Origin of the sequence: Nostoc sp. UIC 10607 (genome assembly GCF_047228265.1) — a bacterium.
GTDB lineage: Bacteria > Cyanobacteriota > Cyanobacteriia > Cyanobacteriales > Nostocaceae > Nostoc > Nostoc foliaceum_A.
This window is the reverse complement of record NZ_JBIQNW010000041.1, coordinates 32646-58103: the sequence shown is the minus strand read 5'-3', so window position 1 is coordinate 58103 and position 25458 is coordinate 32646. Positions and strand designations below refer to the sequence as shown.

Sequence of the window (25458 nt, the reverse complement as noted above, 5' to 3'; positions counted from 1 at the left end):
TTTTATATTGGTCGCAATTCATAATCCCGTTAAGTCTGACGACTGTAACGGGAGTCCTCTTGCTCCATTCAGATAGAAGAAAGATGATTCAGTGAACTCAATAGCCTTTACGATAAAAAACGTAATATTCCATATTCTTCGTTTCACAAATAGGAAATAAGCAGTGTTACCAAAAAAGCCTACCGCTACCAATCAAACTCAACGCTGGACATTTGCTCAACTTTTTGGACAGGTAAAACGTAATCCCTTGATGATTTCGCAGTGGGTAATCCTCTGGGTAGCTGTAGGCACTGCTGGTGGTCTATTTGCTGCGTTGTACTGGATCACCATCTGCAACGATTTGAAGGTTTTAGCCTCCTAATAGCGATGCCATTAGCGGGTTTAGTTATCGGGCTGGTGATTCATTTCCTGGGGAATCCCGGTGAAATTGCCGTGATTGTTGATAATATCCATTTTCGCGGCGGACGCTTAGATGCTCGCAAAAATCCCTCAATGATTCTTGCTTCTCTAATCAGCATATCGGCAGGCGGTAGTGCTGGCCCAGAAGCACCACTAGTACAAGTAACAGGTTCTTTTGGTACTTGGGTTGCCGATCGCCTAAAACTCCAAGGTGAAGACCTCAGAACTATCAGTTTAGCGGCGATGGCGGCTGGCTTCACTGCCTTGTTTGGCGCACCTCTTGGCGGTGCAATGTTCGCCCTAGAGATTTTACACCATGAGCATATTGTGGAATACTACCAAGCCTTGATGCCAGCCATTGTTTCAAGTTGCGCTAGTTATCTGGTATTTGCAGCAATTACACATTTGGGAATTGCACCCACTTGGCATTTTCCTCAGTACCACTTAGACAAGATTGATGATTTTGCGATCGCTATCATATTCGGAATCATTGGGGCGGTGGCGGGATGGATTTTTATGGGCATTTTTCGGGGCTGCGATTACTTGTTTGCTCGAATTCCCGGGCCCATTTATGTACGTACAACATTAGCAGGATTTGGGCTTGGCACTTTAGCAGTTTTATTACCCCTAACCCATTATTTTGGACATGAAGAATTAGAGTCAGTCCTCACTACTAGCTTTGGTGCTGTTTTTCTCTTAACTCTTGCTCTTGGTAAAATGGCTGCCATTAGCCTTACGGTAACTGGTGGGTGGCGGGGTGGATTCATCATCCCCCTGTTTTTCACTGGTGCTTGTATTGGTAAAGCAGTAGCAGTCTTAATTCCGGGGCTTAATCCTGCCCTTGCCATGATTTGTACAATGGCGGCTGTCAATGCAGCCGTAACGCGCACACCTATCAGTACGACTTTGCTACTGTCAAAACTGGCTAACTTAAGTCCTTTTACACCAATCCTTTTTGCCAGTTTAATTGGATTTTTTCTCGCGCCCAAAGTTCCCCTGATTGCATCTCAATTGAAGTTACAGAGAGAAGCTACTGAATTAAAGGGTAGTTAACTATGGTGCTGTGTGCCCCTGATCGGACAGCTAACTCAGCTAGTCCCAAAGCAAAAACTCTTTTAAAATAAAGCTGAATTTTATTCTGCTAACAAGAGTATGAAGAGATAGGGCTGCCGTAGTAGAGATAGTGTTGCATTGGCTGGAATATCTGCTGTACCCCGTACAAAACTAAGGAATCATCGCTACCTTTATTACTTGACGCGCCTTCATCTCACAAAACACCTGTTCTAAATCTTTTAATGGTCGGTGTTCACTAATAAGTAACTCAAAGGGGATTTTGCGACTAGCGATCAGTGCCAGCGCCTTCCGCACATACTCTGGTGTATTATGAAACACTCCTTTCAGGGTAAGTTCGCTATAGTGTAGCTGTTCTGTATTGACGGTAATACTGGTATCCCGTGGACATCCACCGAATAAGTTGACTGTTGCACCAGGACGGGCGCAGGCGATCGCAGTTTCCCAAACACTTGGTACACCAGTTGCTTCAATCACTACATCTGCGCCCCATCCTTGGGTGAGTTCTTTCACCACACTGGGAATATCTGGGATTTGATGATAATTAAAGGTTTGGGCTGCACCCAATTTCTGACCAATTTCTAGCCTATGGTTATTACCTCCCCACAGTAATACCTCAGCTTTACCACTCAACGCCGCCACAAACATCAACCCAATTGCCCCATCTCCCAAAACGACGACTTTATCTTTGGGCTTAATATTAGAACGGGCTATACCATGCAATACACAAGCTAAAGGTTCCGTCATCGCTGCCAATTCCCACGGCAACTCATCGGGAATCTGCAACAAGTTATGTTGTACTATCGGTGCAGGAATTTTTAGGTATTCGGCAAAAGTCCCGTTATTCCAGGTCAAATTTGGACATAATGAATACTCTTGGCGTTGACAAAAAAAGCACTTCATGCATGGTGCAGAATTATTAGCGACGATGCGATCGCCTACTTGCCAATTTGTAACGCCTGCACCCAAGGCAACAACTCGTCCAGCACCTTCATGACCAAACAGTGTCGGTGGGATCAGCATTTTGGCATGACCACCACGCCGCCAGACTTTCAAATCTGTACCACAAGTTGTTGCTGCCCCCACTTGAATTACAACTTCGCCAGCTAGCGGAGTGGGGTCAGCAACTTTCTCTAGGCGTAAATCTTCTTGACCATAAAGTAACGCTGCTAACAAAGCTTTAAACCTATCAATTAGCTCCATCCGATTTTACCAGTTGAAGCTAGTTGATAGGTTTAAAAAAATCAGTCTTGATTTCTATCTAGTAGGCTTTTATTAATCTAAAATGCTGTAAAACTAGGTATTCACCGCTGGCTGTGGAACCACTCCGGTGTTCCGGGTTTCCGCATTAGGCAAGCGAGTAACAGTTAATAGCGGTACTTCTAGTCGGCACGACAGGCAAAACCAATATAGTTCACCATGTCGGGCATGACGCAGGAGGGAACCACCGCAGCATGGGCAAGTGTTGGCTCTCGTACTCATACCAATGTCCTCCTTAAAAAATTATTGTTTAAACTAAGTAAAAAAAGCAGTTGATTAAAACTGGATGTTAGCTGCATGAATGCGGCCATTCGATTCTATGCGGTCTTTAATAATTTGTCTGTAAACAGTTTCATATCCGTTAACCATTTGGATAACACTAAAATTGTTTTCTACATGTTTTCGACAGGTTTGACGATTGAGTTCCAAAGCTAGTGGAATCATTGCCGCCATTTCTGCATAGCTTTTGCAGATAAAACCTGTTTTACCGTGGTCAATCACTTCAGGTACGGAACCGAAATTCATGGCAATCACTGGTGTCCCAGTTGCCATCGATTCAGTCATTACTAACCCAAAAGGTTCTTGCCAGCTAATGGGAAAAAGAGTTATGGCAGCATTGCCCAGAAGTTCAGTCTTTTCGGCGTGGTTGATTTCGCCTAGATATTCAATTTGCTGACCATCTATGAGAGGGGCAATCTCTTGTTCAAAAAACTTAGAGTCTTGAACATCAACCTTTCCTGCCATCTTCAAGCGCCAACCGGTCTGTTTAGCAATAGCGATCGCATGTTGTGGCCCTTTCTCTGGCGAAAAACGACCTAAAAAAGCCAAATATGGAGGTTCTGACGGTTGGGCTACGAATGGATAATCTGCTAGCTCAATTCCGTTATAAACCGTGTCAATATAATTGAGATTGATTTGACGCTGCGAGTTACTAATGCTGACGTATGGTTGCTTTTGGTGATAGCTAAATGCGTGACGGTTATCCGTTGTAAAATTATTGTGCAGCGTGTGGACTGTAGAAGTTGCTGTTATCAAATTCGCTAAAGGTAGTGCCGAAATCCCTACATGAGAATGGATAATATCGAATTGGGCAGCACGTTGGTACACTTGACTCAGTTCTAGCATTTCGTACACTGCATACTCTTTGACATTTGGATCTAAGCGCAATGCACGTGGATAAACTGCTTCTAAATGAGCCAAAGTTTGAGAATCACCAGAGGCAAATAACGTTACCTCATGACCGCGACGAACAAGTTCATCAGTCAAGCGACTCACTACCAGTTCTATTCCTCCATAATTAGGAGGTGGAACCCTTTCCCATAAGGGGGCAACTTGAGCGATTTTCATAAGTTTTATTGGTTCAGTCTATGAAATTGTCCTCAATATAATGAGTTGCATCATTATTTTATGAGTAAAGAGCATTTGTACTTACTCTTTTGACATTTAAATTAACCTAACAGGCTACTAAAAGCACAATAACGGTTAACCAGACCGGAAATTTTCTGCCGACAAATCTAACGGACTATCGGTAAAAGTCAACCCTGAGCTACACTTCTAACCTATAACAAATCTATTGCTTGTTACATCTGTCTTGGGGATCATAATGAAGTAGAATATTTTGTAGCGTAACTTACAAATTTGAATATTTTGTAGCTGAAAATACTAAAATATTGAATGGGATCAAGTCATTTAAGCTTCGTTTAAACGTAATTGGGAAATAGAAAAGAAATTTTAAATATTAAGTAATTGTACAATAATTACATAATTTGTAATTATTAATTTTCAAAAAATTCTGATAACTAATGAAAATCGCTACTTGGAACGTCAACTCAATTCGCACTCGTCTAGAACAGGTTACCGATTGGTTAACTACCAATCCTGTTGATGTTCTCTGCTTACAAGAAACCAAAGTTATGGATGCTGAGTTTCCGCGATCGCCTTTTGAGCAGTTAGGCTATAACCTTTATATGTCAGGACAAAAATCTTATAACGGCGTAGCCCTGATTAGCCGCCAGCCACTCGTAGACGTAAGTAGCGGGTTTAGGGCGATTTTGCCAGATTTACACCACGAATGGGATGAGCAAAAGCGGGTAATTACAGGTGTAATTGATGGTGTTCGGATTGTTAACTTATATGTTCCCAATGGTGCAGCGGTAGGAACTGAAAAATACGAATACAAACTGCGCTGGTTGACAGCGTTACACGAGTATTTGCGATTGTTGGTACTGTCAGAATCTGCAATTTGTGTGTGCGGAGACTTCAATATCGCCCTGGAAGATAAGGATATTCACGAGCAAGTGAGTACAGAAAATCACATTATGGCGACAGAAACAGAGCGCCAAGCCTTACGCGATATTTTGAAATTGGGATTTGCTGATGCTTTTCGCAAATTCAATACAGAAGGCGGAAATTATAGCTGGTGGGATTATCGCGCCGCCGCCTTCCGTCGCAACTTAGGTTGGCGGATTGACCATCACTATCTCACACCTATCCTGTATGAGCGTGCTACGAGTTGCATTATCGATGTCGCGCCCAGGAAATTAACCCAACCCAGCGACCATACGCCGGTAATTGTGGAATTTTGAATGGGTAGTGGGGCAGTATTGCCCCACTACCCACTCGTCATCAATTTAACGGCTTATATATATCTTTAGAACTGGGATTAAGATAAGGACGCTGTAAATCTATTAGGTGTCGCGCAAAGTGTTGGTCAATTGTCCTCATCCGTTCCTCCATTGCATTTTTACCTTTTTGCCAAGCTTCTAACAAAGCATTAGCGACAATTTGGCAACGGTTCATCCCGAAACTTTCTTGCGCCGCAAATTTTTGGGTTGGTTCTTCCGCTAAACCTAATCCTGGTGCTAAAAATTTGGTAAACAAGGGAATTTCGGGCTGGAAATAGGATTGATTTTCTGGATAAATAGCCTGAAGGATTGTGCGGATTGCTGGATAGTCGGGGAGTTCAAAGTAGAGTAGCCCCGAATCATAGCGTCCGTATGCACTGGGATTGTGGAGAACCTGAAAGCAAAAGGGAATCGAGGCTGCATTCAATTGCAGTGTCAAGCTTTCCATGAGAGCGATCGCACCAGATGGCGTAAAGTTAAAGTAAATTCGCCCTGCTCCCAAATCAGCATCGGGGTTACTTTGCCGTTCCTGTCCGACATTACTAACTGCCAAGTAACAGCCATTTTGCATTCTATTTTTCGGCATCCAGATTGCTACCATCTCACCCACTTTGGTAGATTTCTTACTGGATTCTAGATGGCAGTCTGGCTCAACATAAAGTGTTAAACCGCCTTTAGTCACCGCCATAGTCCCATCAGGTTCTTTCCGCAACACCTGCCATCGAGGGTCAAAGTAACCTATGCCGTGATTACTGGCGTGCAATTGCTCGTAAAATTCCCAATCAATCTCCAAAATGGAATTATCTGTTAAATTCTGCTTTGGCGGGCAATTACTACTATCACTATTGACTGCTAAAGTACTTTGTAGGGAGCCATTGTAATAGATCCCATAAAGAAAGTTGCGCAGTAATAAGGTGAGATACTTCTGTTGTAAATCTGCCGAGTTTTGCTGAAATCTGTCGGCTACTTTAGTCGGCAGAGCAAAGGGTTGATAATTAGGATGATAAATACAAAAATTTGACTCAATTTGGATATTCTTAGCAATATCGGATAGAGAAGTTAGCGGTTGATTGGTAGAGTAATTTAGCATTAATCCATTTAGAATTCAAACTTTAAAATCCAAAATTATGAAACCCCTCTGGGGCAAAAATCCTCGGAAAATTATGATAGGAAAATACGCAGAACAATTCAAAATGTCTAATTGCAGTTAAAATCTGGCTTTTAAATTGTTCTGCTCCCTGCCATTAACAACCGCGAAGCTGAGTTTTTTCGTAATAAATACGAAGTAACTGCTGCTCTTTGACAGGTTGAGGAAGCTTATGAATTTTTGCTACAGGATTCAGAATTTCTGATTCTGATATCCCGAAAATAGTCAGTACAGCTTGCTGCGGCATAGTGAGTAAACTTTTAGCCACTTGGAGCATACAAATGTCAGCATTATTAAAATATTTTTGGCAGGTAATCATATCTTGAATTTGATGAATTAGTGCCAGCCCTGCAAACTGGATAACGCGCACAATAAAGTCACTGCGGTATTCCAAAATCATGGGGAAAGCATTTAGATAAGCCCTAATTAGGGCAAGAATTGAAGGTTGTAAACTCTCCAACGGTGTCAATGCTAGATTTAGAGATTCTTGTAATTCAATGGTGGGGTCTACGACAAGGCTCTTGAGCCAAATTCCTAAATAGCTTGCTAGTAAAGTTCCTAAATCAAAGGCTGGATCTCCCCAAGAACAAGCTTCCCAATTAATTAGTTTTACTAGGCAATTGTCTAGTTTCTCCCACCTGGAATGAACCAAAATGTTGTTCAATTTCAGGTCGTTGTGAGTCAAGCAGCAAGGATTCCAGTCATATGCCAAATCAGCGATCGCAGATTCCAAACTCTCCGATTGCTGGTAGAGTAGATAGAATTTCAGCGCATCTGTGGGAACCGTTCCAAAAATCTCCGGCCCAATTGACCCTAACCCTTGCGCCGGATTGTAAAAGCCATAGCGAAACTCTCCTTGCGGAGCAGTTGCCATAAAATCCTTATATTCTCGGCGGTTGTAGGTTGCGCGATGCAGTCCCGCCAAAGTCGTGCCGATCGCAGTGGCAATTTCTTGTGGAAAAAGATCATTATTGTGGTATAGTGTCGCAAGCTCATGATATTCACTCAGGTAGTTGCGGACGAGGATAGAATTTTCTTCGTCAAAATGCACTACTAATGGTGCGATCGCAGAAATATTGCCAAGAACTGGAAACTGCTGGAGCAACTGATGAAATAGCCACTCCTGAAACAATTCATGAGGCTCGCCGTCATTGTTTTTAACGTTACGTTCTTGTTTAATGAGCAGTTTTCGATTATCTGCTAAAGTCACTAGTAAATCGAAATTGTTCTTACTACTTCCTGGCAACTCAGATTTATCTGATGCGTCATCTTCTGAGCTACACAGCCCCGCGTCTTGCAGATACTGGATAACGTTATGAGAAGACAGTGATAATACCATGTATTATTTCCTACTTCATTAAATTACTTAAACTTATCTGTGTTGGTATTTGCTTGTACTTAGCAGTTATCGGTAGATAGTAACTAGTGTGGGAATAAGAATAAAGATTTGTACAATCTACTAATATCCCATCTTGCCGATAAAAACCTGCCAAAATGGCACCAAGTCCTTTACAATTGCTTTAAAATTTGCTCCCAGATACCGTCACATCTTTACACTTTATCAGCATAGTTACTTAGATACATCTAGAGCAAGTTTTGTGGTAGAAGCCCATTGATGTAGCTGCATCTCCAGGTTTGTGGCGCAGATACATCCCCAGCACAAAACTGATTGGCGGCAGATGTTGTTTAATGTTCAGTAGTCATCCTGAAAGCAGCGAAGAATTTCAGTAATCCTTCGTGGAAGGAAGCATGACATTCAACGCTATTATTTTTATTTATCATCACAAAGCCAAAAAAACCGGACTTTTTAGGCAATTAGTAATTATTTTTTTCTTTAATTTTCAGAATTGATGTCTGGAAACCTAGTTATTACGTCATTTGTCTTACTTACGTATTTTAGATGACTATAGGCGATCGCAAATAACGGCTACATGAGTGCCTCTTATGGAAGTGTACTTTTGTCAAGTATGAAAAGACCTCTCCCTGGTTTTACTACGTAAAACCGTCCCTCTCCGAGTCGGAGAGGGAAAGAGTTAAGACTTGGTTTCGATATCGTATAAATTGCAGAGGGTGAGGAGTTTTTGTTTAAGGCGATCGCGCACATTCTCAGGTAATATCACTACACAATCTGGCGCATACTGCATGACTTCGCGCATAAACCAAAATGTACTAGATACTCGCCTGATGACTCGCCGGACTCGCGCTTTATCTGGTAGCCACTCATTAATATTGTCTTCTGGTTTAGCTTGATAGGCAAAAGCCAAGCCAGCAAATAGATGCATTTCCACTTCTATTTCAGCCAAATTAGTTCGCCACTTACCAGAAATTGGCATGACAGCAGCTTCTGTAATCCTGTCTAATCGTAAACTCCAGTTGTGAATTAGTTCTGGTATATCAAAGTTTCCTTCTGTCTCTTCGCACCAACAATCAAGATATTGCCGTTTTTCGTGGGGTGTAACTTTGGCATAGTGAACGGTAAAATTAAACACACGCTGCGCTGCATCTTGATAGGAAAGCTGAAAGGGCTGTTCGCGCAAGATATAACGGTCTATTTCCAAGCGCCAAGGTGGGGGCAAATTCTCTAAGAAACGTTCGATTTCGCCTCGCAACGGTAATGATAGTTCGCTGCGTTCGAGAAGTAAGTTTGCAATGATTTGGGCTTGTTCAATTTGACCGATGTCTGTCAACGCATTGATACATCTATGTAATGCTCTGATGCGTGGTTCTTTCCAATTATTATTGTTACCGATGAGTAACTTACGTTGAGCGATCGCTTTAATTAACTTAGAGATGTTAGGCTCTTCTCCCCACCTCATACCGAATTCACGAGCGATCGCTTCTAGCTCGGCTTTATCACGTTCTGATATCGACAGTGTAATAGATTGACCTTTTCGACTCATATTTTATACGGACACTTTTATACGGATATATCTTGGCAACTTCTATTTTGCATGGCATTATAAGGAATAACAACGAGTTACGGACAGTTTTTAAGTAAATTGAAAAACTCGCACCAATGGTGCGAGAAATAGGCTGGAAATGTTTTATACCCATCTAAAAAACTGCAACCAATGGTTGCAGAAATTTGTAAGTGGTATTTCTTAGCACATATATAAAAACTGCCGCCATTGGTGGCAGAAATTGATTAGATTTACGAAGTCTGTCATTCTTTTTGCATAAAATTTCCGATAAACCAAGCATTCACAAGGAATCATCAAGGATATGTCTGAAAATTACAGCATAAATCTCAAACCTGTTTATTCTCAAACCGTCCCTAAACCTGACGGGGTGAAATTACCTAAAGATTGGTCGCTTTCTTGGCATCAAGTGGAAACTTTGGAGGCGTTACGCGATCCAAATATTGATATAGTGTTCAACACTGCCATAACTGGGGATGGTAAAAGCTTGGCTGCTTTTCTTCTGGCTATGACAGATGGTGTATCCACAATGGCAACTTACCCGACTAACGAGTTAGCGAGAGATCAGGAAAAGCAAGTACAAAAATATAAGGACGAATTTCAGCCAAAGAAAAACCCACAGATTTATCGTCTGAATGCAGCTATTCTGGAAGATTTTATCGAAACGAATAAATTACCAACTAAACAGTCTGGATTAACTAATCTTTCCAACCAAGCAGAAATTTTGCTGACTAATCCCGATATTTTTTACTATATTCACGATTTTCGCTATCTTAGGCGTTTTAAAAAAGATGGTAAAACCAAGGGAGAAAACGCCGATAAGCTATTCAGGAAGATAGATAATAGCTACGATTTGTTTATATTTGATGAGTTTCATGTATTTTCCTCGGCTCAAGTTGCAAGTATATTCAATGCAATATTGTTAATTAAGTATACCGTTCCAAGCAAGAAATTTTTGTTTTTATCGGCAACACCAGATGATTTATTGCTAGATTTTTGTGATAAATCTGGCATTAATTATAAAGAAATTAATCCAGCCAAAAAAGGAAAATATTGTTTTTCAGAAAATGGCACTCAATGGCGGCAAATTAGTCAACCAATAACTTTATTTTTTCCGCAAACACTAGAACCTAATTTTTCATCTAGTTATGATTGGCTGATAGAAAATTCCGAATCAGTAATTTTAAAGTTTTTTCAAGATTATCCAGGCAGTAAAGGCGCAATTATTCTCAACTCGATTGCTGCGGTTAAGAAATTAGTTAAGCATTTTAAGGGCATTTTTGAGCCTTTAGGGTTAAAAGTCCGAGAAAATACTGGTTTAACAGGTGAAACAGAGAAAGCCGCATCAGTTACAGAAGCAGACTTGCTTTTAGGGACATCGACTATTGATGTAGGTGTGGATTTTAAAATCAATTTTTTGGTATTTGAAGGTACAGATTCAGGTAATTTTATTCAACGGTTTGGACGGATAGGCAGACATAAAGATTTTCACCCTCATCCTTATCATGCTTATGCTTTGATTCCTAAGTTTATTGTGCAAAGATTATTTGAAATTGATTCACACCCTTTACAAGATACCGAAAATTACGACCGAGTAACCTTTACACAAGCTATTCGTTCTCCTTTAAGTTACTCATTTGTGAATGAATTTAAGCAGTACCCTAAACGCTGGGGTGCTATTCAATCAGCTTGTGTTCATCAAGAATTAAGACGGCTGACTCATCAATATCCCGATGCTGAAAAAAACTTTAAAGAGACTATTGAAAAAGCACTTGATGTCAATATTTGGACAAAATATGGACAGATTAATCAATGTTTACAAGAAAAGAAAAAGAAAGTCATTGACGAAGCACGAAGTTTTCGGGGAAGTAGCCAGTTAGATTGTGCAATTTATGATTCAACAAATCCAGAAGAACCAGAAAATGAACGTTTTAAAATTTATAACTTACCGGGTATTCTCAGCAACTTTAAGTTTGAATGGATGGATAGAAAGGAATTTATACAACAAGCTGAAAAATCTAGAGTTACAATCACTCGTTTTCAAGAAGCTTTATGCTGTTTGAAACTGACTGGCTATCGAGAAGTAAGAGAAGACTGGAAATTTTACTATCCAGAAGATATCAGCGAAATTGCCAAATCTGGTAAAGTACAGGTTCTAAAAGGTTTAGAAATTCGCCAACCCCACGGTAGCGGGATTAATCAAATAAGTGATGCCGTATCGGGTAGGGGTTTAGTATGCTTTCTTTCAGATTGCGATCGCACTTACCTCAGAGCCAAGTTAGGTTTACCTATCCATTTTCAAGCATACTCCTTAGCAGATAAATATAGTAGCGACGATAAGAAGTCACCACCGTACACTATAGCATTTGGTAAATCTGCACTAATGCTGGAAACCTTACTTTGGTTTCGGAAGCCGAAAAAGGATGATGGCTGGATTTGTTAGAAAGTAGTTATATAACATCAAATTTTGGGAATACTAATGGTTGAAGATGATTTGCTTTCTCGAATTTCGATTGACCCAAACATCTGTTTTGGAAAACCCTGCATTAATGGACATCGTGTTTGGGTTTCTTTAATTTTAAATTTATTAGCTGGTGGAGAAACTATTGAGAGCATTTTGGAGGCATATATAGGTATAGAACGAGAAGATATTTTAGCGTGTATTGTATTTGCTGCTAAGACAATTAAAGATTTATATAGTGAAGACGGGGAATAGAAATGAGTATGAATAAAGTTGATGAATATCCTGAACTTCCAGACCTAGATGACTATGATGAAGACGAAAAAGATACTCCTGTTAAACGTGAACTTTTAACTATTAGCCTCTTCAAAAAAGCAATTAAAGAAATACCAGAAAATCAGGGAGATTCCATAATTATTAGTTTTGCAGAGAATGTGTTGCCTAAACTAATTCATCAATTAGTAGGAGCAACAGCTAAGGGAGGTCAATTTACAGAAGACCGTAGATCCGAAGGTAAAAATGTTGAACGTAGTAAACATGACCAATCTTTATTATCTCATCTGCTTAATGGTTTATTCCCTACCTACCGGATTATTCAGAAATTAAAGTCATCAGAACTGGAAACTAATCCTGTTAAGCGTCAATGTGAAGAAAAGGAAACTCGTTTATTTGTAGCTGCATATATTCTACATGACTTTGAAAAATTCCCTGACTATCCGATTTGGTTGGAAGAAAATGATACAGATGATGTATTTAAAAACCGTGATTGGCGTAAAGACCCTGCAAAGAAATCAGATGCGCCAAATTTAAGACGCGGGTATGTAAAACAAAAAATTCAGGATTTTAGTTTAGATAGTTTTTTGGGTGAAGATTGGGAAAATTGTATCGATGATATTGTGTGGCTGAGTAGTAATGCTGGTGATGGAAGTGATGCTGATCGAGGTTTAGAAATTCGTGGTTTGCGTCCTAATTTAGATGGACGAGTGCGGAATATACTGCACAGATTGTTAAAAATGTCTGATTTATTTGCTTCATTATTAAAGCATCCTCGTGATGTAGAAAGTGATGGCAGAAATGAGAAATTACCTGAGTTATTAAACGACTTAAGTAATAGCCAGTTAACATTTAGCTACCATGCATTATCAGATAATCGTGGTGTGCTGACGAATATTATTAATAATGCTTTGATGGATGCACATCCTCAGCAATACTACACACAGTTATTGTATTTACCAGATGGTGTAGTATACCTTGCCAGTAACGATGCACCTGCAATTCATACTGCTGATATTCCCAATCAAGTTGTAGATAAAATTAAAACATTATGCAGTAAGCAGTTAACAAAGCGACAAACAGGTTTTAGTCGAGATGGTAAAGGTTTTAAGTTCGCTGATTACTACTGGTTATTTTTCCGTGCTAATGAGTTAATGGAAGTCAGCATTAATGCAGCTATCAGTATACTGCCTGATACTAAATTAGCCTCATCTGGTAAGCGGAGTGAAAGTTTACAAACTTTTCAGACACAAGGAGAATTACCACAAAATATAGATGTTGTATTTGGTAATGAAATTCAAATTGATAGATTAGCTGAATTTGGAGATATTATATGTCGAGGTATTTGGGGTAAATGGCAAGAACGCGCCAATGAATACCAAAAACAATTTCCTAAAGCTGAACGTAAAAATATTCCTGATTTAAACCTGACTGAAAAACTAGCTGAATACTTGGGTTTGCTAGAGGAAATACCAGCTCTAAGACAAATTCAATCTCTTAAGAAAACAGGAGGTGTTCCTTTAGATTGGTATTATTTATCGGCTAAATATTACCAGAAAAATCTAGGTAAAAATTTAGCGCAAAATATTGAATTGATGGAAGGTATGGTTAAATATACTTCCAACCTCATTGAACCTATTTTAAAAGATTTTGCAATTCCTGATGGTTGGAGTGATTTACGCACTTATGTAAGTCGAGTTATTTCTTTACCAACAGGTGCAGTTGTCGAACCTAAGCCAGACCAATTTTTGATAGAAATAAGTAGGTATAACGCTGCAAAAGTGACAGGAAGAGGTAGAGAAAATGTTTGTGCTATATCTAGTTCTCCCTACACTGTAACGGAGCAAATGGAGTCAGCAACGTTATTTGCACCACAAGTTTACAGCAATCGCCAAATTTTATTTAATGCTCAAGCTGCAAAGCGGCAAATTTGCTCAATCTGGTCAATTGAAATCATGTTGAGACAAATTATGATGAGTAAGACTAACGCAACTGGTGCAGACTTTGAAGGTCGTAAATATCGCTATCTCTATCTCTATCCTGCTTATTTCTTTACTCCAGAAACAAATAAGTTTTTGCAAAAAGCTTATAATGCCATATCTCAAACTCGATTTAATGCTGAACTTCGCAAACATTTTGTTTCCAAAGAACAAGTTGCGAATTTTACACCTGATAACTATCAAAAAGTTGATGATTTGTTGATTAAGCAGGATATTTCACCAGAAGATGATAAGACATTTAAAATTAGCTATCCCGATGATGAAACATTAACTTTCTTCTTCATTGGTTTACCGCCAGGAAGAGAACCAACAGATACAGAATCGTGGATAATGCCAGCTTGGTTAGCATTTGCGTTACCGCTTGTTCTCGATGTAAAAGTAGTTGCGTCAGAGTCACCTGTACCACCTTTCATTAGTGGCGCTGATTTTGAAGAAACGGTTTTAATTGATGGAGAACATCAAGCAATTCGTTCTCTCATTAAACAAGATAATTATCGCTTAGATAGTATCTTACCTCGCAAATCTGGACAGTTTTCACCTTTAAATGCTCTCACTGCTGCTTACTCTATTCACTTGGAAGTTAACCGTAAAAAAGATGGCGATCCAGATTGGGGAAAATTAGCAGATTTAGTAAGAGATTTAGAAACCAGTCCTCTTTATGTCTTTTACTACCTAAATAAATGGTTAAGAAAACAAGAAAAAATTGACTCTGTACCTGTTGCAAAAATCAAACTATATTTTCAACTTTACAACTACTTTGATCTAGAGGGGAAAGCTGTGAATCAATTACGAGAACTGACTAGACTCTACCGTGTCTTTTACCGAGCTAAGACTAAATATGCTAAAGCAAATGCAATTCTAAAACCAATTGATGAAGCTGGTGATGTCATATTAAAAGTTGACAAAGTTCTAACCAATGACAATGAATCTCTAACAGATGTTGTGGCTGCACGTTTATCAAAACTTATGAACAATGTACGACGTAAAGTAGCTGAGGGTAAACCTACCCTGATTCTGATTGAGGGTAAATGGAAACCTGCTCTCACTCAAGAAGAAGAACGTCAAGAGATTTACAAGTTTGCTAAGTATTTTGTGGAGGTGATTTTTATTGGAAGTTTTAAAGGCGATCGCGCTCGTTTAGCTGGTACTCAACTAAATTTAATTCGAGATACCTGTGAATACCTTTATCGTTTAGAAGAAGATGAAGAATACAGAAATCGTCCAGCAGATGAACCAGATGATATTCCTGATTTAAATCCTGAAGATGCAGTATAGCTGCTTAATCATTATCATTGTACACACAAAACAACGGAGTCATAAATATGAGCTTTCTTAAAACAGTTGATGCTAAGTTTTTCCACAATGAACTTCCTTACAAACCGATGGGTAAATATGCTCATTTTCTCACAATTCGTATTACAGAATCATACCCACTTTTTCAAACTGATCAAGAACTTAATAAAGCCAAAGTCAGAGCAGGAATCAAACTTGAAAACCAGTTTTCTATAACTCGTCTTGCTATGTTCAAGCGCAAGCAATCTACTCCAGAACGTCTAGTTGGACGTGAACTATTACGAGCATACGGTTTTATGACTGCTGAAGAGTGTGAATATAATGTAGGTTTTGCTAAAGATAATGCTGATTGCATTGTTTATGGATTTGCAATTGGAGATGCTGGATCTGAAAAATCTAAGGTAGTAGTTGATACTGCATTTTCCATTACAGCTTTTGATGATTCTCATGAAAACTTTACACTCAATGCACCTTATGAAAATGGAACAATGGCTGCCAAGGGTGAGAAAAAATCAGATGGTAAACTAGATGGCAAAATAGGTGAGACTACATCTCGAATTAATCAACAGGATCATATCAAGCCACAAATTTTCTTCCCTAGTATTGTGACTCTCAAAGACCCAACTGAAGCCAGTTTTTTATATGTTTTCAACAACATTTTGAGGACAAAACGCTACGGAGCGCAAACTACCCGCACAGGTACAGTCAGGAATGAACTGATTGGTGTCATATTCGCAGACGGTGAAATCACTAGCAACCTGCATTGGACTCAAGCAATCTACGATATTATGCCAGATGATGCTCTCCATTCTCTTGATCCTTTAAATGAGGATGATGTAATTAATGCTGCTAAAACTGCCATTGTAAACTTAATGTCTAAGGAAGTCGTAGTTCACACTGATTTTATAGGAGATAATTTTACTTCCTTACTGTGTGAAGTTAAGGAACTTACATCCAACGCCGAAAGCATAACAGCAGTTTTGAAGCAAGCTAATGATGAAGCTAAGGCATATGCCAAGAAACATATTAAAGGGAAGTCTGAAGATACAAAAGAAACAAAACCAAAAGTAGCTAGAAATGCTAAAGCGGGGAAAGAGTAATGGTGTTTATTTATCGCTGTCAATTGGAGTTGCACGACAGCCTCTATTACGCAACTCGTGAAATCGGGCGATTGTATGAAACAGAGCCAATAATTCACAATTACGCTCTCTGTTATGCACTGGGTTTAGTTGATAGCCAAATCTACTCTACTACCGTTGCTGAAGAACATTCTTATCGCTATTTTTGCCCCGAACAAGTGCCAAAATATGAGGAGCATCTAACGCCACTCAATCAACAAGGAATTTACGTAACTCCGGCGCGATCGCTCAATCATTCTTCTATCCTCAACACCTGGAAGTATGCTAATAACAACTACCACGTTGAAATGGAGAAAACACAAAAAAATATCCCTAGTTTTGGCAGAGCAAAAGAAATAGCCGCAGAAAGTGTATTTGAGTTTTTTGTCATTTCCCAAAAAGAACTCAAACTACCAAAGTGGATTCGTTTGGGTAAATGGATGAGCAAAGCTGAAGTTACGGTTGAACAATTACCGAAACCTAAAATTGCTGAAGGTATATTCACTTGTACACATCCATTAAATCCTTTAGATGTCATGTTCACTAATCAAGTGATTAGCTATGATGTTGTGAATATGCCTCCAGTTAGCTTAATTCAGAATGTCCAAATGCGAGGTCAATACTATCAATTTGATGGCATTCAAAACTTAAAAATTCCAGTTCGGATAGAATATCGTTTTCGGAATTAATCACTTCCCAAAACCTTTACTACGGGTTTTATTTTTTGCTGGCTCTAGTTTCATTAGCTCTGCTTTAAAACCTCTGGCATCTTGCAACATTAATTTACGTATTCGCTGGCGTTGGTAAGTCTGCACTTCAGCAGCTAGAGAATGATTAGGATCAATCTTTAGATGAGTAATAGAAGAAACATATTGTTCTTTACTTTCGGGATTATTTGGATCTTTTAGTCCGCACATAATCCCGCCTTCATCTCCTGAATAGCCAACGAAATCAATTTCAAATTCTCTGTCTGGATCGGCGTTTACTCCTTTTTGCTTTAATGTCTTCAAAAACTCCTTGCCTGCTCGTGCTTTAATGGGTAAGTTCTCTTTAAGTTTTTCAGTTAGTGCCTTTGCTGCATTGTAATCATCAATTCTCATTGGTCTTTCTCCTTATGTAGTTCTTCTAACTTAAGTGAATACTACGATCATCACTCGACATTCTTTAAAATTTTAGATACCACATTCAGCGATCGCTCCTCTATCACCCGTGAAACACTATCAACAACAAACCAACGCCTTCCCCAGCGATTACCTAAACAACTTGTGGGGAGAAATCCAAGCTTGTCCTTACTTTGCTATCAACAACCTCAACCGCGATTTTGTCGCCACTAAAGGATTTTCTGTAGTATTTCAGCGTTCTGGATTAGCAAAAGTAGAACAGCAGTTTCCCTACTTCAAGCTTTACCTCGATTTGGCTCTCCAGCCGAATTGTAATGCTTTTTACCTCAATCCTTTACAGCTAAAGGAAGGCTCCCGCGTCGATCCGCATATCGATCGCTCCTTACGTTCCTACTCCAAAACCATTGAACCGCCTGCGGTTGTCAGTGTTCTCTATGTGCGCGTACCTGCGGATATGGAAGGGGGAGAACTGGTATTGCGATCGCACAAACGCCAACTTGGGCAAATTAAGCCCCAATTCAATACTTTAGTTTATTTTCAAGGTGATTTAACCCATTCGGTTAACGCTGTCAAAACCCCAGGAAATCGTCTGAGTCTCGTTTGTGAACAGTATAGTTTGAGTGATGCTGAACTCCAAGAAATCCCTGAGTTCACTGTAGAGTCAAGAATCACTCAGTCTACAACCAAAAAAAGAAAGTATGCCTCATAGTTTAGTGTTGAATTTGCTACCTCAATCGCCCATTCCACCACAGTATCTTACAGGTAGACATCTCCACGCCTTATTTTTAACCCTCGTTAGTTCTGTAGATAGCACATTAGGCGATCGCTTGCACGATTCCACCGCAGATAAAGCTTTCACCCTTTCCCCCCTGCAAATTAGGGGAGAGGGGATAGGGGATAGGGGACAGGATCGGGGTAAATATAAATCTAAAATTTCTACTAGCAGTAGTTTGCAGTACTCACATCAACAACCCATTCCTGCCGGGACACCTTGTTGGTGGCGCATCTCTTTATTAGATGACACTCTATTTGGTAAACTTACTCAACTTTGGCTAAATCTTAATCCCAATCGCCCTTGGCATCTTGGCCCGGCTGACTTGTATATTACCAGCATTCAAGGCACACCCCAATCTATTCAACCTTGGGCGAATGCCAGTACTTACGCTCAATTATACGAAGAAGCTAGCGATCGCAATTCTTCCATAAACCTTACCTTTTCTACGCCTACCGCCTTCCGTCAAGGACAGTATGATAGTACCCTTCCTACCAGAGAATCTGTTTTCAATTCCCTACTTTCGCGGTGGAATAAGTACAGTGGCATAGAATTATCTCAGATTGCGATCGAGTTAATATTTCCGTCATTTGTCAACATTCACACAGAAATATTAGCCGACTCTCGCAGCAAATTTATCGGCATTGTTGGCGAAGTTACTTATAAAATTTTAGGGACAGTTGAACCAATACAAATTAAGCAAATTAACGCTTTAGCTGACTTTGCTTTATATACTGGTGTCGGCAGAAAAACAACAATGGGTATGGGAATGGTACGTAGGTTACAGGGGACAGGGGATAGGGGATAGGGGACAGAGAACAGGGGACAGGGGATAGTGGATAAGTTATAAATAATGTATAAAACAGAACCAAACTTCATCAGTCATCTGTTACCTGTCACCTGTCCCCTATCACCTCTTTCCTATCACCTATGAAAATAGAGTCGCATCGAGATTTGATTGTTTGGCAAAAATCAATGGATATAATAGTGCAGATATATCAATTAACTGCTAAATTTCCAGTAACAGAAACTTATCGATTGACTTCGCAAATCACTAGAGCAGCAGTATCAGTACCAGCAAATATAGCTGAGGGTCATGCACGAGGAACGAAAAAAGATTATGCAAACTTTTTAGCGATCGCTAAAGGCTCGTTAATGGAAACAGAAACTTTTTTAATGCTGACTGTAAGGTTGAATTATATACCTCAATCACAAGCAAACTCTACTTTATTTTTGATTACAGAAATCAGCAAAATGCTTACTACTCTTCGTAATCGACTAATCAATACGCAATGAGTAAAAATATGAAAAATTTTCTGTCCCCTGTAACCTCTCACCTATCCCCTTCATTAGAATATATTTCCATTGCGGCATTGAATCAATATGCCTATTGTCCGCATCGCTGTTGGCGAATGTTTTGTGCAGGCGAATTTACCGATAATCAATACACAATTGAAGGTACAACTTTACACGATCGCGTCCACACGACAAGCGATGTACAGCGAGGAGAAACTTGGCAAGTTCGGGCAATTTGGCTCAAGTCGGAGCAATATAAACTCATTGGCAAATCCGATTTAATTGAAGCCGAATCAGGTGAAGTTTATCCAGTGGAATACAAACGGGGACGCAAAGGCGAATGGGATAACGATGAGTTGCAAGTTTGTGCCCAAGCCTTATGTTTAGAAGAGATGACGGGACAAGCAGTTACTATTGGATATATCTATTATGCCCACTCCCATCAACGGCAATTAGTAGAGATTAATCAAGAGTTACGGCAAAGTGCGATCGCTACTATTCAATCTGTGACAAATCTCCTAGAAACAGGAGTAATGCCAAAACCAGTTTACAGTAAACGCTGCCAAGGATGCAGCCTTTATTCGCAATGTTTGCCCAAAGCAACTGATAAAGTCAAAAGTTATCAAGAAGTACATTAAATCATACCCCAATACAGTTCAGAATGAGCAACAAAACCATCATGTAGAGACGCGATTTATCGCGTCTTGAAAAACCAATTATCTACACCAACAACCCTTGCCAAACATATTGAATTATACCTAATAAATCTATTCACCCAATCTCCAATTATTACTAGGAAGAATCAAAAATGGGAACACTTTACGTAACACAAGCCGATGCTTTTATCGGTAAAGTTGACGAACGTCTCACCGTCAAAGCTGAACAAAAAACAATCTTGGATATCCCTTTAATTAAAATAGAAGGAATTGTAGTACTAGGACGGGCTACTATTTCTCCCGCCGTCGTTAATGAACTTTTAGAACGTCACATTTGCTTAACATTTCTCACACAAAACGGACGATATTTAGGACGTTTAGAACCAGAAACTACTAAAAATATCTTTGTTCGTAAAGCCCAATGGCAAGCTGTGGGAGAATCAGAACCAGCAATACATTTAGTCAGAGGATTTGTGCGAGGTAAATTAAAAAATTACCGCCATACATTACTTCGCACTCAGCGAGAACATTCTGATACTGACTTGAATAATAACATTACTCGATTGGAAAACGCGATCGCACCAATCGAAAAAACTAACAGTATTGATTCCCTCAGAGGCTTAGAAGGTGCTGGTAGTGCAGCCTATTTTGGTTGCTTTCAACAGCTAATCAAAACCTCAGAATTTCGATTTGAAGCCAGAAACCGCCGTCCACCAACCGATCCGGTTAATGCCCTACTGAGTTTTGGGTATTCATTACTACGCCATGATGTGCAAAGTGCTTTAAATATTGTTGGCTTCGATCCCTATCTAGGATACTTACACGTTGAACGTTATGGTAGACCTTCCCTAGCCTTGGACTTGATGGAAGAATTTCGTCCTTTAATAGTGGATGCTGTAGTATTGTCGCTGATTAACAAGCGATCGCTAACCCTAACTGACTTTACCACCGAACCGCTCAGTGGTGCCGTAACTTTAACCAAAGAAGGACTGCATACATTTCTCCGCGCCTACCAACAAAAGAAACTATCGAGTTTCAAACATCCAGTCATGGGAAACAAATGCACCTATCAAGAAGCCTTTGAAATTCAAGCGAGATTATTAAGTAAGTACCTCATGAACGAAATCGATAAATATCCTCCCCTAGTTCTTAAATAAGTTGTCATTTCTTCCTCTCCCGTACTTTGCTATGTATATTGTTGTCAGCTACGACATTCCAGAAGATAAACGTCGGACTAAAATCCATTCGGTTCTCAAGTCTTACGGACAATGGATGCAACTGAGTGTGTTTGAGTGCGATATCACTCCCACTCAGTATGCTAAACTGCGATCGCGTTTAGCGAAATTAATAAAACCTGACACTGATAGCGTGCGCTTTTATTTTCTCTGTGGCTGTTGTGAGCGAAAAGTCGAACGTATTGGCGGAGAACAGCCACGGGACGAAACAATTTTCTTTGCTGAGTCCACTTCTAGCTAGATTTCTGTATTTCAAATGCGCGGAGGGGTAGGTGTACAAATTCGACAGCCCCAAAAAAGTGCCCCTATTCCAGCTACAGTAAAGCTTTCAACCCATTGTTCTCCTACTCGTCATCCGCGCAATCTCTGAAATGCTTATCAAAGCTCGATTTCAGCCTTCAAATTTTCCTAACACTCTTCCCAAACGAATTCCCTAATGCTATGATTGCCCTTGAATCGCGCAACCGAACCTTGAAAACTAAATACAGCTTGGGTTTGAGACTCCCGCCATTGCAATTCATCAAAATCCCTATTAGGGATTGAAAGCCTTCAATTGGTATTTAGCGCGGCTATCAGCTATTGCAATTCATCAAAATCCCTATTAGGGATTGAAAGAAGGCGAATGTCGCTGTCTGCGACTTAGAAAACGATAGGATTGCAATTCATCAAAATCCCTATTAGGGATTGAAAGGGGAAACTAAACACAGCAATTATTGAATCCTCGAATTGCAATTCATCAAAATCCCTATTAGGGATTGAAAGATTGCATACTATGGAAGAACAACCGAAGAGGAAAATTGCAATTCATCAAAATCCCTATTAGGGATTGAAAGCTGATGGCAGAATTTATTACAGCAGTACATCAAAAATTGCAATTCATCAAAATCCCTATTAGGGATTGAAAGAATTGCCCCGGCAAAACCCCAGCATTGGTGTAATATTGCAATTCATCAAAATCCCTATTAGGGATTGAAAGACTGAAGGTGATACCGAAGTTGTAGCAGCCGCTCTGCATCTTATTGCAATTCATCAAAATCCCTATTAGGGATTGAAAGGTATTTCTCGCAGAGTTCCTTATGAGTCTCCTGATTGCAATTCATCAAAATCCCTATTAGGGATTGAAAGACATAAGGCGAGTTCGGAGTGGTTTACTCCTGATGAATTGCAATTCATCAAAATCCCTATTAGGGATTGAAAGAAATAATCCTTTTCTTCCAATAACTCAAGTAGACATTGCAATTCATCAAAATCCCTATTAGGGATTGAAAGATTTCTCAGATGGTTGGTACACCTGATCAGCCAAATTGCAATTCATCAAAATCCCTATTAGGGATTGAAAGTAGGAAAATGATGATAACTTCCATAAGGCTTCCTATTGCAATTCATCAAAATCCCTATTAGGGATTGAAAGAGCGATCGCTAAACCATCAACTAACTGATTCCAGCAATAGAATTGCAATTCATCAAAATCCCTATTAGGGATTGAAAGTTCTTATGCATATATACCTTTTTATGCTTCTTGTATTGCAATTCATCAAAATCCCTATTAGGGATTGAAAGTCCTGCCTCCAATCTCACCTCGACCCTGGAGAATGTAAATTATTGCAATTCATCAAAATCCCTATTAGGGATTGAAAGGGACTCCGCTCCGGCAGACTTGCCATTGCTTGCGGATTGCAATTCATCAAAATCCCTATTAGGGATTGAAAGGTCGCAGTATGACCGGGTTGCAGCCTGGGGACTGGAAGGATTGCAATTCATCAAAATCCCTATTAGGGATTGAAAGAGATTTTATAAATTTTTCGCCTTCCCTGATTTCATAAATTGCAATTCATCAAAATCCCTATTAGGGATTGAAACTAGTGTAGAAAAAAGAGTCAACCTCAAAGCCTCTCTTATAAAAGGAGAGAGGTCAAAATCAATACAGTTCGGATAAGGTTTTTTGATGACACGCCGCCAATCGCAAAGATGCGATAAATCGCCGTCTTTGCAATAATCAGTCCTTTGTAGAGACGGCGATTTATCGCGTCTCTTGCCTTAACCGAACCGTATTGAGGTCAAAGTGTATTGCATACAAACGAGCGATCGCGGTATATTCCTTTCAAACAAAAAAATGTAAAAATGAAAGGGTGAGCTGCTGCCCACCCTAAACCATTATTTACTTAGCAATAGTTTAAACAGGTGCTTCAGTAGCAGACTTACCAACAAGCATTGCGGTATTTTCGTCGCTTTCAAGGATACCGAATTCAATCAATAACTCTTCTAACTCTTCCATCTCAATTGGGGTAGGGACAGTGAGGTTTTTGTTGTCGATAATCTTGGTAGCCAATGTCCGATATTCGTTACTTTGATTGCTGTCAGGAGCGTACTCGTTAACAGTCATCCGACGCAATTCTGCGTGTTGAACAATATTGTCACGAGGTACGTAGTGAATCATTTGGGTATTCAAACGTTTTGCCAAGGTTTCGATTAAATCGATTTCCCGGTCAACGTTACGGCTGTTACAAATCAGACCACCCAAACGCACACCGCCAGTGTGAGCATATTTGAGAACACCACGAGCAATGTTGTTAGCTGCATACATTGCCATCATTTCACCAGAGGTAACGATGTAGATTTCTTGTGCCTTACCTTCACGGATAGGCATAGCGAAACCACCGCACACAACGTCACCCAAAACGTCGTAACTTACAAAATCAACATCTTTGTAAGCACCGTTTTCTTCTAAGAAGTTGATAGCGGTGATAATACCACGACCAGCGCAACCCACACCAGGTTCAGGGCCACCAGACTCCACACAACGTACATCGCGGAAACCGGTCAGCATTACTTCTTCGAGTTCAATATCTTCTACAGCGCCACGTTCAGCAGCTAATTGCAGAACACTTGTTTGAGCTTTACTGTGTAGCATCAAACGAGTAGAGTCAGCTTTAGGGTCGCAACCGACAATCAGAATGCGTTGACCCATTTCAGCCATTGCTGCTAGGGTGTTTTGAGAAGTGGTAGATTTACCAATACCGCCTTTACCATAGAAAGCTATTTGTCTAATCTTTTGCTCAGTCATGGTTGTGTTTCCTACAATGATTTAGTTGATGGGTCGTAAGCTTGATGTGAAATCTTCACCCTTGGCGTCGTAGGGAAGTAGAGCCTGTTGGCGTATATGCATAGCAACTTGTCACTAGACATCGCATCCTGGCAAAAACAGTTAAAATCAGAACATATTTACCCACGAAGCGATGGCTTAAGGGATAGAGAAATCTCTATTTCCTAATAACAAAGCCTTTAAAACTTTGACTTCAGCATTGTTAGTTGTTGTAACAGAATCCCAAATGGTTGCTCAAGCCTCAAGAGTGGTTGCAGCAGGAATTCAAACGAACGCAGATTTGTTCCCTGAACCACACAACCAACCAAATTGCAATCCACTCTTAAATGGTCGCTACAACTTTTCTGATTTTGCTGATGTCAAGTCGCCAAGAACATCCATAAAGCTTCTCGTTTCGTGATTGATGCAGCAGGATAAATTCCAACCCAAAAGTAGCAGTTACAGGTGCAGTAATATAATGCCTGCACAGGCAATCCCTAACACTCTGGCTTAGACAATATCTTAATGACTTTTGACAGTATGGTTAAATTCCTATAAATTGTGGAACTACACCATTCTGCTTGAAGTTTTCGTTCCAAAAGTCAGCAACTGCTTCAACTTAGTTTGCGGTTGAAAACGTTTACTTCCGCAAGACGAAGTTAGTAAATATTCTGTATTCCTATTGAATTGTCAGGCTGTACTAAGAGTCTTTCTTCCCAGACTCCAAGAGTA

At 39.9% G+C, this 25458-nt stretch carries 20 protein-coding genes, 1 pseudogene and 1 CRISPR repeat array; of the genes and pseudogenes, 13 read left to right on the top strand and 8 right to left on the bottom strand.

Annotated elements, in window-relative coordinates:
* The first annotated feature begins 163 nt into the window (after positions 1 to 163).
* Positions 164 to 1452 (top strand): annotated as a pseudogene (locus ACEYW6_RS25850) (chloride channel protein).
* A 171-nt stretch (positions 1453 to 1623) separates the two neighbouring features.
* Here the strand turns inward: ACEYW6_RS25850 and ACEYW6_RS25845 are convergent.
* The 3 genes from ACEYW6_RS25845 to ACEYW6_RS25835 form a co-directional block, all read right to left on the bottom strand.
* Positions 1624 to 2646 carry a zinc-dependent alcohol dehydrogenase gene (locus ACEYW6_RS25845; RefSeq protein ID WP_412982004.1) on the bottom strand — a complete coding sequence of 341 codons (1023 nt, stop codon included), beginning with the start codon at positions 2644 to 2646 and terminating at the stop codon, positions 1624 to 1626.
* A gap of 120 nt (positions 2647 to 2766) precedes the next feature.
* Complete coding sequence (locus tag ACEYW6_RS25840) at positions 2767 to 2952, bottom strand: hypothetical protein (RefSeq protein ID WP_196510984.1); 186 nt, start codon at positions 2950 to 2952, stop codon at positions 2767 to 2769.
* A 54-nt stretch (positions 2953 to 3006) separates the two neighbouring features.
* Positions 3007 to 4077, bottom strand: a complete 1071-nt coding sequence (locus tag ACEYW6_RS25835; protein WP_412982002.1) for a glycosyltransferase family 4 protein — start codon at positions 4075 to 4077, stop codon at positions 3007 to 3009.
* A 455-nt stretch (positions 4078 to 4532) separates the two neighbouring features.
* Here ACEYW6_RS25835 and xth point away from each other — a divergent pair, with 455 nt between their 5' ends.
* Positions 4533 to 5315 (top strand): exodeoxyribonuclease III, encoded by a 783-nt coding sequence (gene xth, locus ACEYW6_RS25830; protein WP_196510982.1) that lies wholly within the window; start codon positions 4533 to 4535, stop codon positions 5313 to 5315.
* Between the two features lie 40 nt (positions 5316 to 5355).
* Here the strand turns inward: xth and ACEYW6_RS25825 are convergent, their stop codons facing one another.
* The 3 genes from ACEYW6_RS25825 to ACEYW6_RS25815 form a co-directional block, all read right to left on the bottom strand.
* Entirely contained in the window at positions 5356 to 6444 is a 1089-nt protein-coding gene (locus tag ACEYW6_RS25825) for a T3SS effector HopA1 family protein (protein WP_412982001.1), read from the bottom strand.
* Between the two features lie 154 nt (positions 6445 to 6598).
* A complete protein-coding gene (locus tag ACEYW6_RS25820; protein WP_412982000.1) occupies positions 6599 to 7840 on the bottom strand; it encodes a phosphotransferase family protein in 1242 nt (413 codons plus the stop codon).
* A gap of 694 nt (positions 7841 to 8534) precedes the next feature.
* Entirely contained in the window at positions 8535 to 9401 is an 867-nt protein-coding gene (locus tag ACEYW6_RS25815) for a WYL domain-containing protein (RefSeq protein WP_412981999.1), read from the bottom strand.
* Between the two features lie 322 nt (positions 9402 to 9723).
* Between ACEYW6_RS25815 and cas3 the strand changes: the two genes are divergently transcribed.
* Genes cas3 through cas5d form a run of 5 tightly spaced genes read left to right on the top strand, consistent with a single transcriptional unit; the run spans position 9724 to position 17253 of the window.
* Positions 9724 to 11862 carry a type I-D CRISPR-associated helicase Cas3' gene (gene cas3 / locus ACEYW6_RS25810; protein ID WP_412981998.1) on the top strand — a complete coding sequence of 713 codons (2139 nt, stop codon included), beginning with the start codon at positions 9724 to 9726 and terminating at the stop codon, positions 11860 to 11862.
* A 36-nt stretch (positions 11863 to 11898) separates the two neighbouring features.
* Positions 11899 to 12135, top strand: coding sequence for a DUF433 domain-containing protein (locus ACEYW6_RS25805; RefSeq protein WP_412981997.1), 237 nt, complete (start codon positions 11899 to 11901; stop codon positions 12133 to 12135).
* An 8-nt stretch (positions 12136 to 12143) separates the two neighbouring features.
* On the top strand, positions 12144 to 15428 hold the full coding sequence (cas10d, locus tag ACEYW6_RS25800) for a type I-D CRISPR-associated protein Cas10d/Csc3 (protein ID WP_412981996.1): 3285 nt from the start codon (positions 12144 to 12146) through the stop codon (positions 15426 to 15428).
* 47 nt (positions 15429 to 15475) lie between these two features.
* Positions 15476 to 16546, top strand: a complete 1071-nt coding sequence (gene cas7d, locus ACEYW6_RS25795; protein WP_412982003.1) for a type I-D CRISPR-associated protein Cas7/Csc2 — start codon at positions 15476 to 15478, stop codon at positions 16544 to 16546.
* Positions 16546 to 17253, top strand: a complete 708-nt coding sequence (gene cas5d, locus ACEYW6_RS25790) for a type I-D CRISPR-associated protein Cas5/Csc1 (protein ID WP_412981995.1) — start codon at positions 16546 to 16548, stop codon at positions 17251 to 17253. Before cas7d ends, cas5d begins: the two co-directional genes overlap by 1 nt.
* On the opposite strand, the gene ACEYW6_RS25785 is transcribed toward cas5d, so the two are convergent.
* The gene (locus ACEYW6_RS25785) at positions 17254 to 17664 is read right to left on the bottom strand and encodes a hypothetical protein (RefSeq protein WP_412981994.1); all 411 of its coding nucleotides are present in this window, start codon (positions 17662 to 17664) and stop codon (positions 17254 to 17256) included. It lies immediately after the preceding gene.
* A gap of 109 nt (positions 17665 to 17773) precedes the next feature.
* On the opposite strand from ACEYW6_RS25785, the gene ACEYW6_RS25780 reads away from it, so the two are divergent.
* From ACEYW6_RS25780 to cas2, 6 genes are all read left to right on the top strand, one after another.
* Positions 17774 to 18394 carry a 2OG-Fe(II) oxygenase gene (locus tag ACEYW6_RS25780; protein ID WP_412981993.1) on the top strand — a complete coding sequence of 207 codons (621 nt, stop codon included), beginning with the start codon at positions 17774 to 17776 and terminating at the stop codon, positions 18392 to 18394.
* Positions 18384 to 19265: a CRISPR-associated endoribonuclease Cas6 gene (cas6, locus tag ACEYW6_RS25775; RefSeq protein WP_412981992.1), complete on the top strand. Its 882-nt coding sequence runs from the start codon at positions 18384 to 18386 to the stop codon at positions 19263 to 19265. The genes ACEYW6_RS25780 and cas6 overlap by 11 nt, the downstream gene beginning before the upstream one ends.
* Positions 19266 to 19387: 122 nt before the next feature.
* The gene (locus ACEYW6_RS25770) at positions 19388 to 19753 is read left to right on the top strand and encodes a four helix bundle protein (RefSeq protein ID WP_412981991.1); all 366 of its coding nucleotides are present in this window, start codon (positions 19388 to 19390) and stop codon (positions 19751 to 19753) included.
* Positions 19754 to 19761: 8 nt separating this feature from the next.
* Complete coding sequence (cas4, locus tag ACEYW6_RS25765; RefSeq protein WP_412981990.1) at positions 19762 to 20391, top strand: CRISPR-associated protein Cas4; 630 nt, start codon at positions 19762 to 19764, stop codon at positions 20389 to 20391.
* Positions 20392 to 20561: 170 nt separating this feature from the next.
* Positions 20562 to 21566: a type I-D CRISPR-associated endonuclease Cas1d gene (gene cas1d / locus ACEYW6_RS25760; RefSeq protein WP_412981989.1), complete on the top strand. Its 1005-nt coding sequence runs from the start codon at positions 20562 to 20564 to the stop codon at positions 21564 to 21566.
* A gap of 31 nt (positions 21567 to 21597) precedes the next feature.
* Positions 21598 to 21885: a CRISPR-associated endonuclease Cas2 gene (gene cas2, locus ACEYW6_RS25755; protein ID WP_412981988.1), complete on the top strand. Its 288-nt coding sequence runs from the start codon at positions 21598 to 21600 to the stop codon at positions 21883 to 21885.
* Between the two features lie 268 nt (positions 21886 to 22153).
* A CRISPR array of direct repeats spans positions 22154 to 23504; the repeat unit is 37 nt; unit sequence ATTGCAATTCATCAAAATCCCTATTAGGGATTGAAAG.
* A 313-nt stretch (positions 23505 to 23817) separates the two neighbouring features.
* Here the strand turns inward: cas2 and nifH are convergent.
* A complete protein-coding gene (gene nifH / locus ACEYW6_RS25750) occupies positions 23818 to 24708 on the bottom strand; it encodes a nitrogenase iron protein (protein ID WP_069074423.1) in 891 nt (296 codons plus the stop codon).
* Positions 24709 to 25458 lie beyond the last annotated feature (750 nt).

Bases quoted from the DNA above. Each gene is read 5' to 3' on its own strand.
- ACEYW6_RS25840 (WP_196510984.1), bottom strand. From the start codon at position 2,952: ATGAGTACGAGAGCCAACACTTGCCCATGCTGCGGTGGTTCCCTCCTG.
- ACEYW6_RS25835 (WP_412982002.1), bottom strand. From the start codon at position 4,077: ATGAAAATCGCTCAAGTTGCCCCCTTATGGGAAAGGGTTCCACCTCCT.
- xth (WP_196510982.1), top strand. From the start codon at position 4,533: ATGAAAATCGCTACTTGGAACGTCAACTCAATTCGCACTCGTCTAGAA.
- ACEYW6_RS25825 (WP_412982001.1), bottom strand. From the start codon at position 6,444: ATGCTAAATTACTCTACCAATCAACCGCTAACTTCTCTATCCGATATT.
- ACEYW6_RS25820 (WP_412982000.1), bottom strand. From the start codon at position 7,840: ATGGTATTATCACTGTCTTCTCATAACGTTATCCAGTATCTGCAAGAC.
- ACEYW6_RS25815 (WP_412981999.1), bottom strand. From the start codon at position 9,401: ATGAGTCGAAAAGGTCAATCTATTACACTGTCGATATCAGAACGTGAT.
- cas3 (WP_412981998.1), top strand. From the start codon at position 9,724: ATGTCTGAAAATTACAGCATAAATCTCAAACCTGTTTATTCTCAAACC.
- ACEYW6_RS25805 (WP_412981997.1), top strand. From the start codon at position 11,899: ATGGTTGAAGATGATTTGCTTTCTCGAATTTCGATTGACCCAAACATC.
- cas10d (WP_412981996.1), top strand. From the start codon at position 12,144: ATGAATAAAGTTGATGAATATCCTGAACTTCCAGACCTAGATGACTAT.
- cas7d (WP_412982003.1), top strand. From the start codon at position 15,476: ATGAGCTTTCTTAAAACAGTTGATGCTAAGTTTTTCCACAATGAACTT.
- cas5d (WP_412981995.1), top strand. From the start codon at position 16,546: ATGGTGTTTATTTATCGCTGTCAATTGGAGTTGCACGACAGCCTCTAT.
- ACEYW6_RS25785 (WP_412981994.1), bottom strand. From the start codon at position 17,664: ATGAGAATTGATGATTACAATGCAGCAAAGGCACTAACTGAAAAACTT.
- cas6 (WP_412981992.1), top strand. From the start codon at position 18,384: ATGCCTCATAGTTTAGTGTTGAATTTGCTACCTCAATCGCCCATTCCA.
- ACEYW6_RS25770 (WP_412981991.1), top strand. From the start codon at position 19,388: ATGAAAATAGAGTCGCATCGAGATTTGATTGTTTGGCAAAAATCAATG.
- cas4 (WP_412981990.1), top strand. From the start codon at position 19,762: ATGAAAAATTTTCTGTCCCCTGTAACCTCTCACCTATCCCCTTCATTA.
- cas1d (WP_412981989.1), top strand. From the start codon at position 20,562: ATGGGAACACTTTACGTAACACAAGCCGATGCTTTTATCGGTAAAGTT.
- cas2 (WP_412981988.1), top strand. From the start codon at position 21,598: ATGTATATTGTTGTCAGCTACGACATTCCAGAAGATAAACGTCGGACT.
- nifH (WP_069074423.1), bottom strand. From the start codon at position 24,708: ATGACTGAGCAAAAGATTAGACAAATAGCTTTCTATGGTAAAGGCGGT.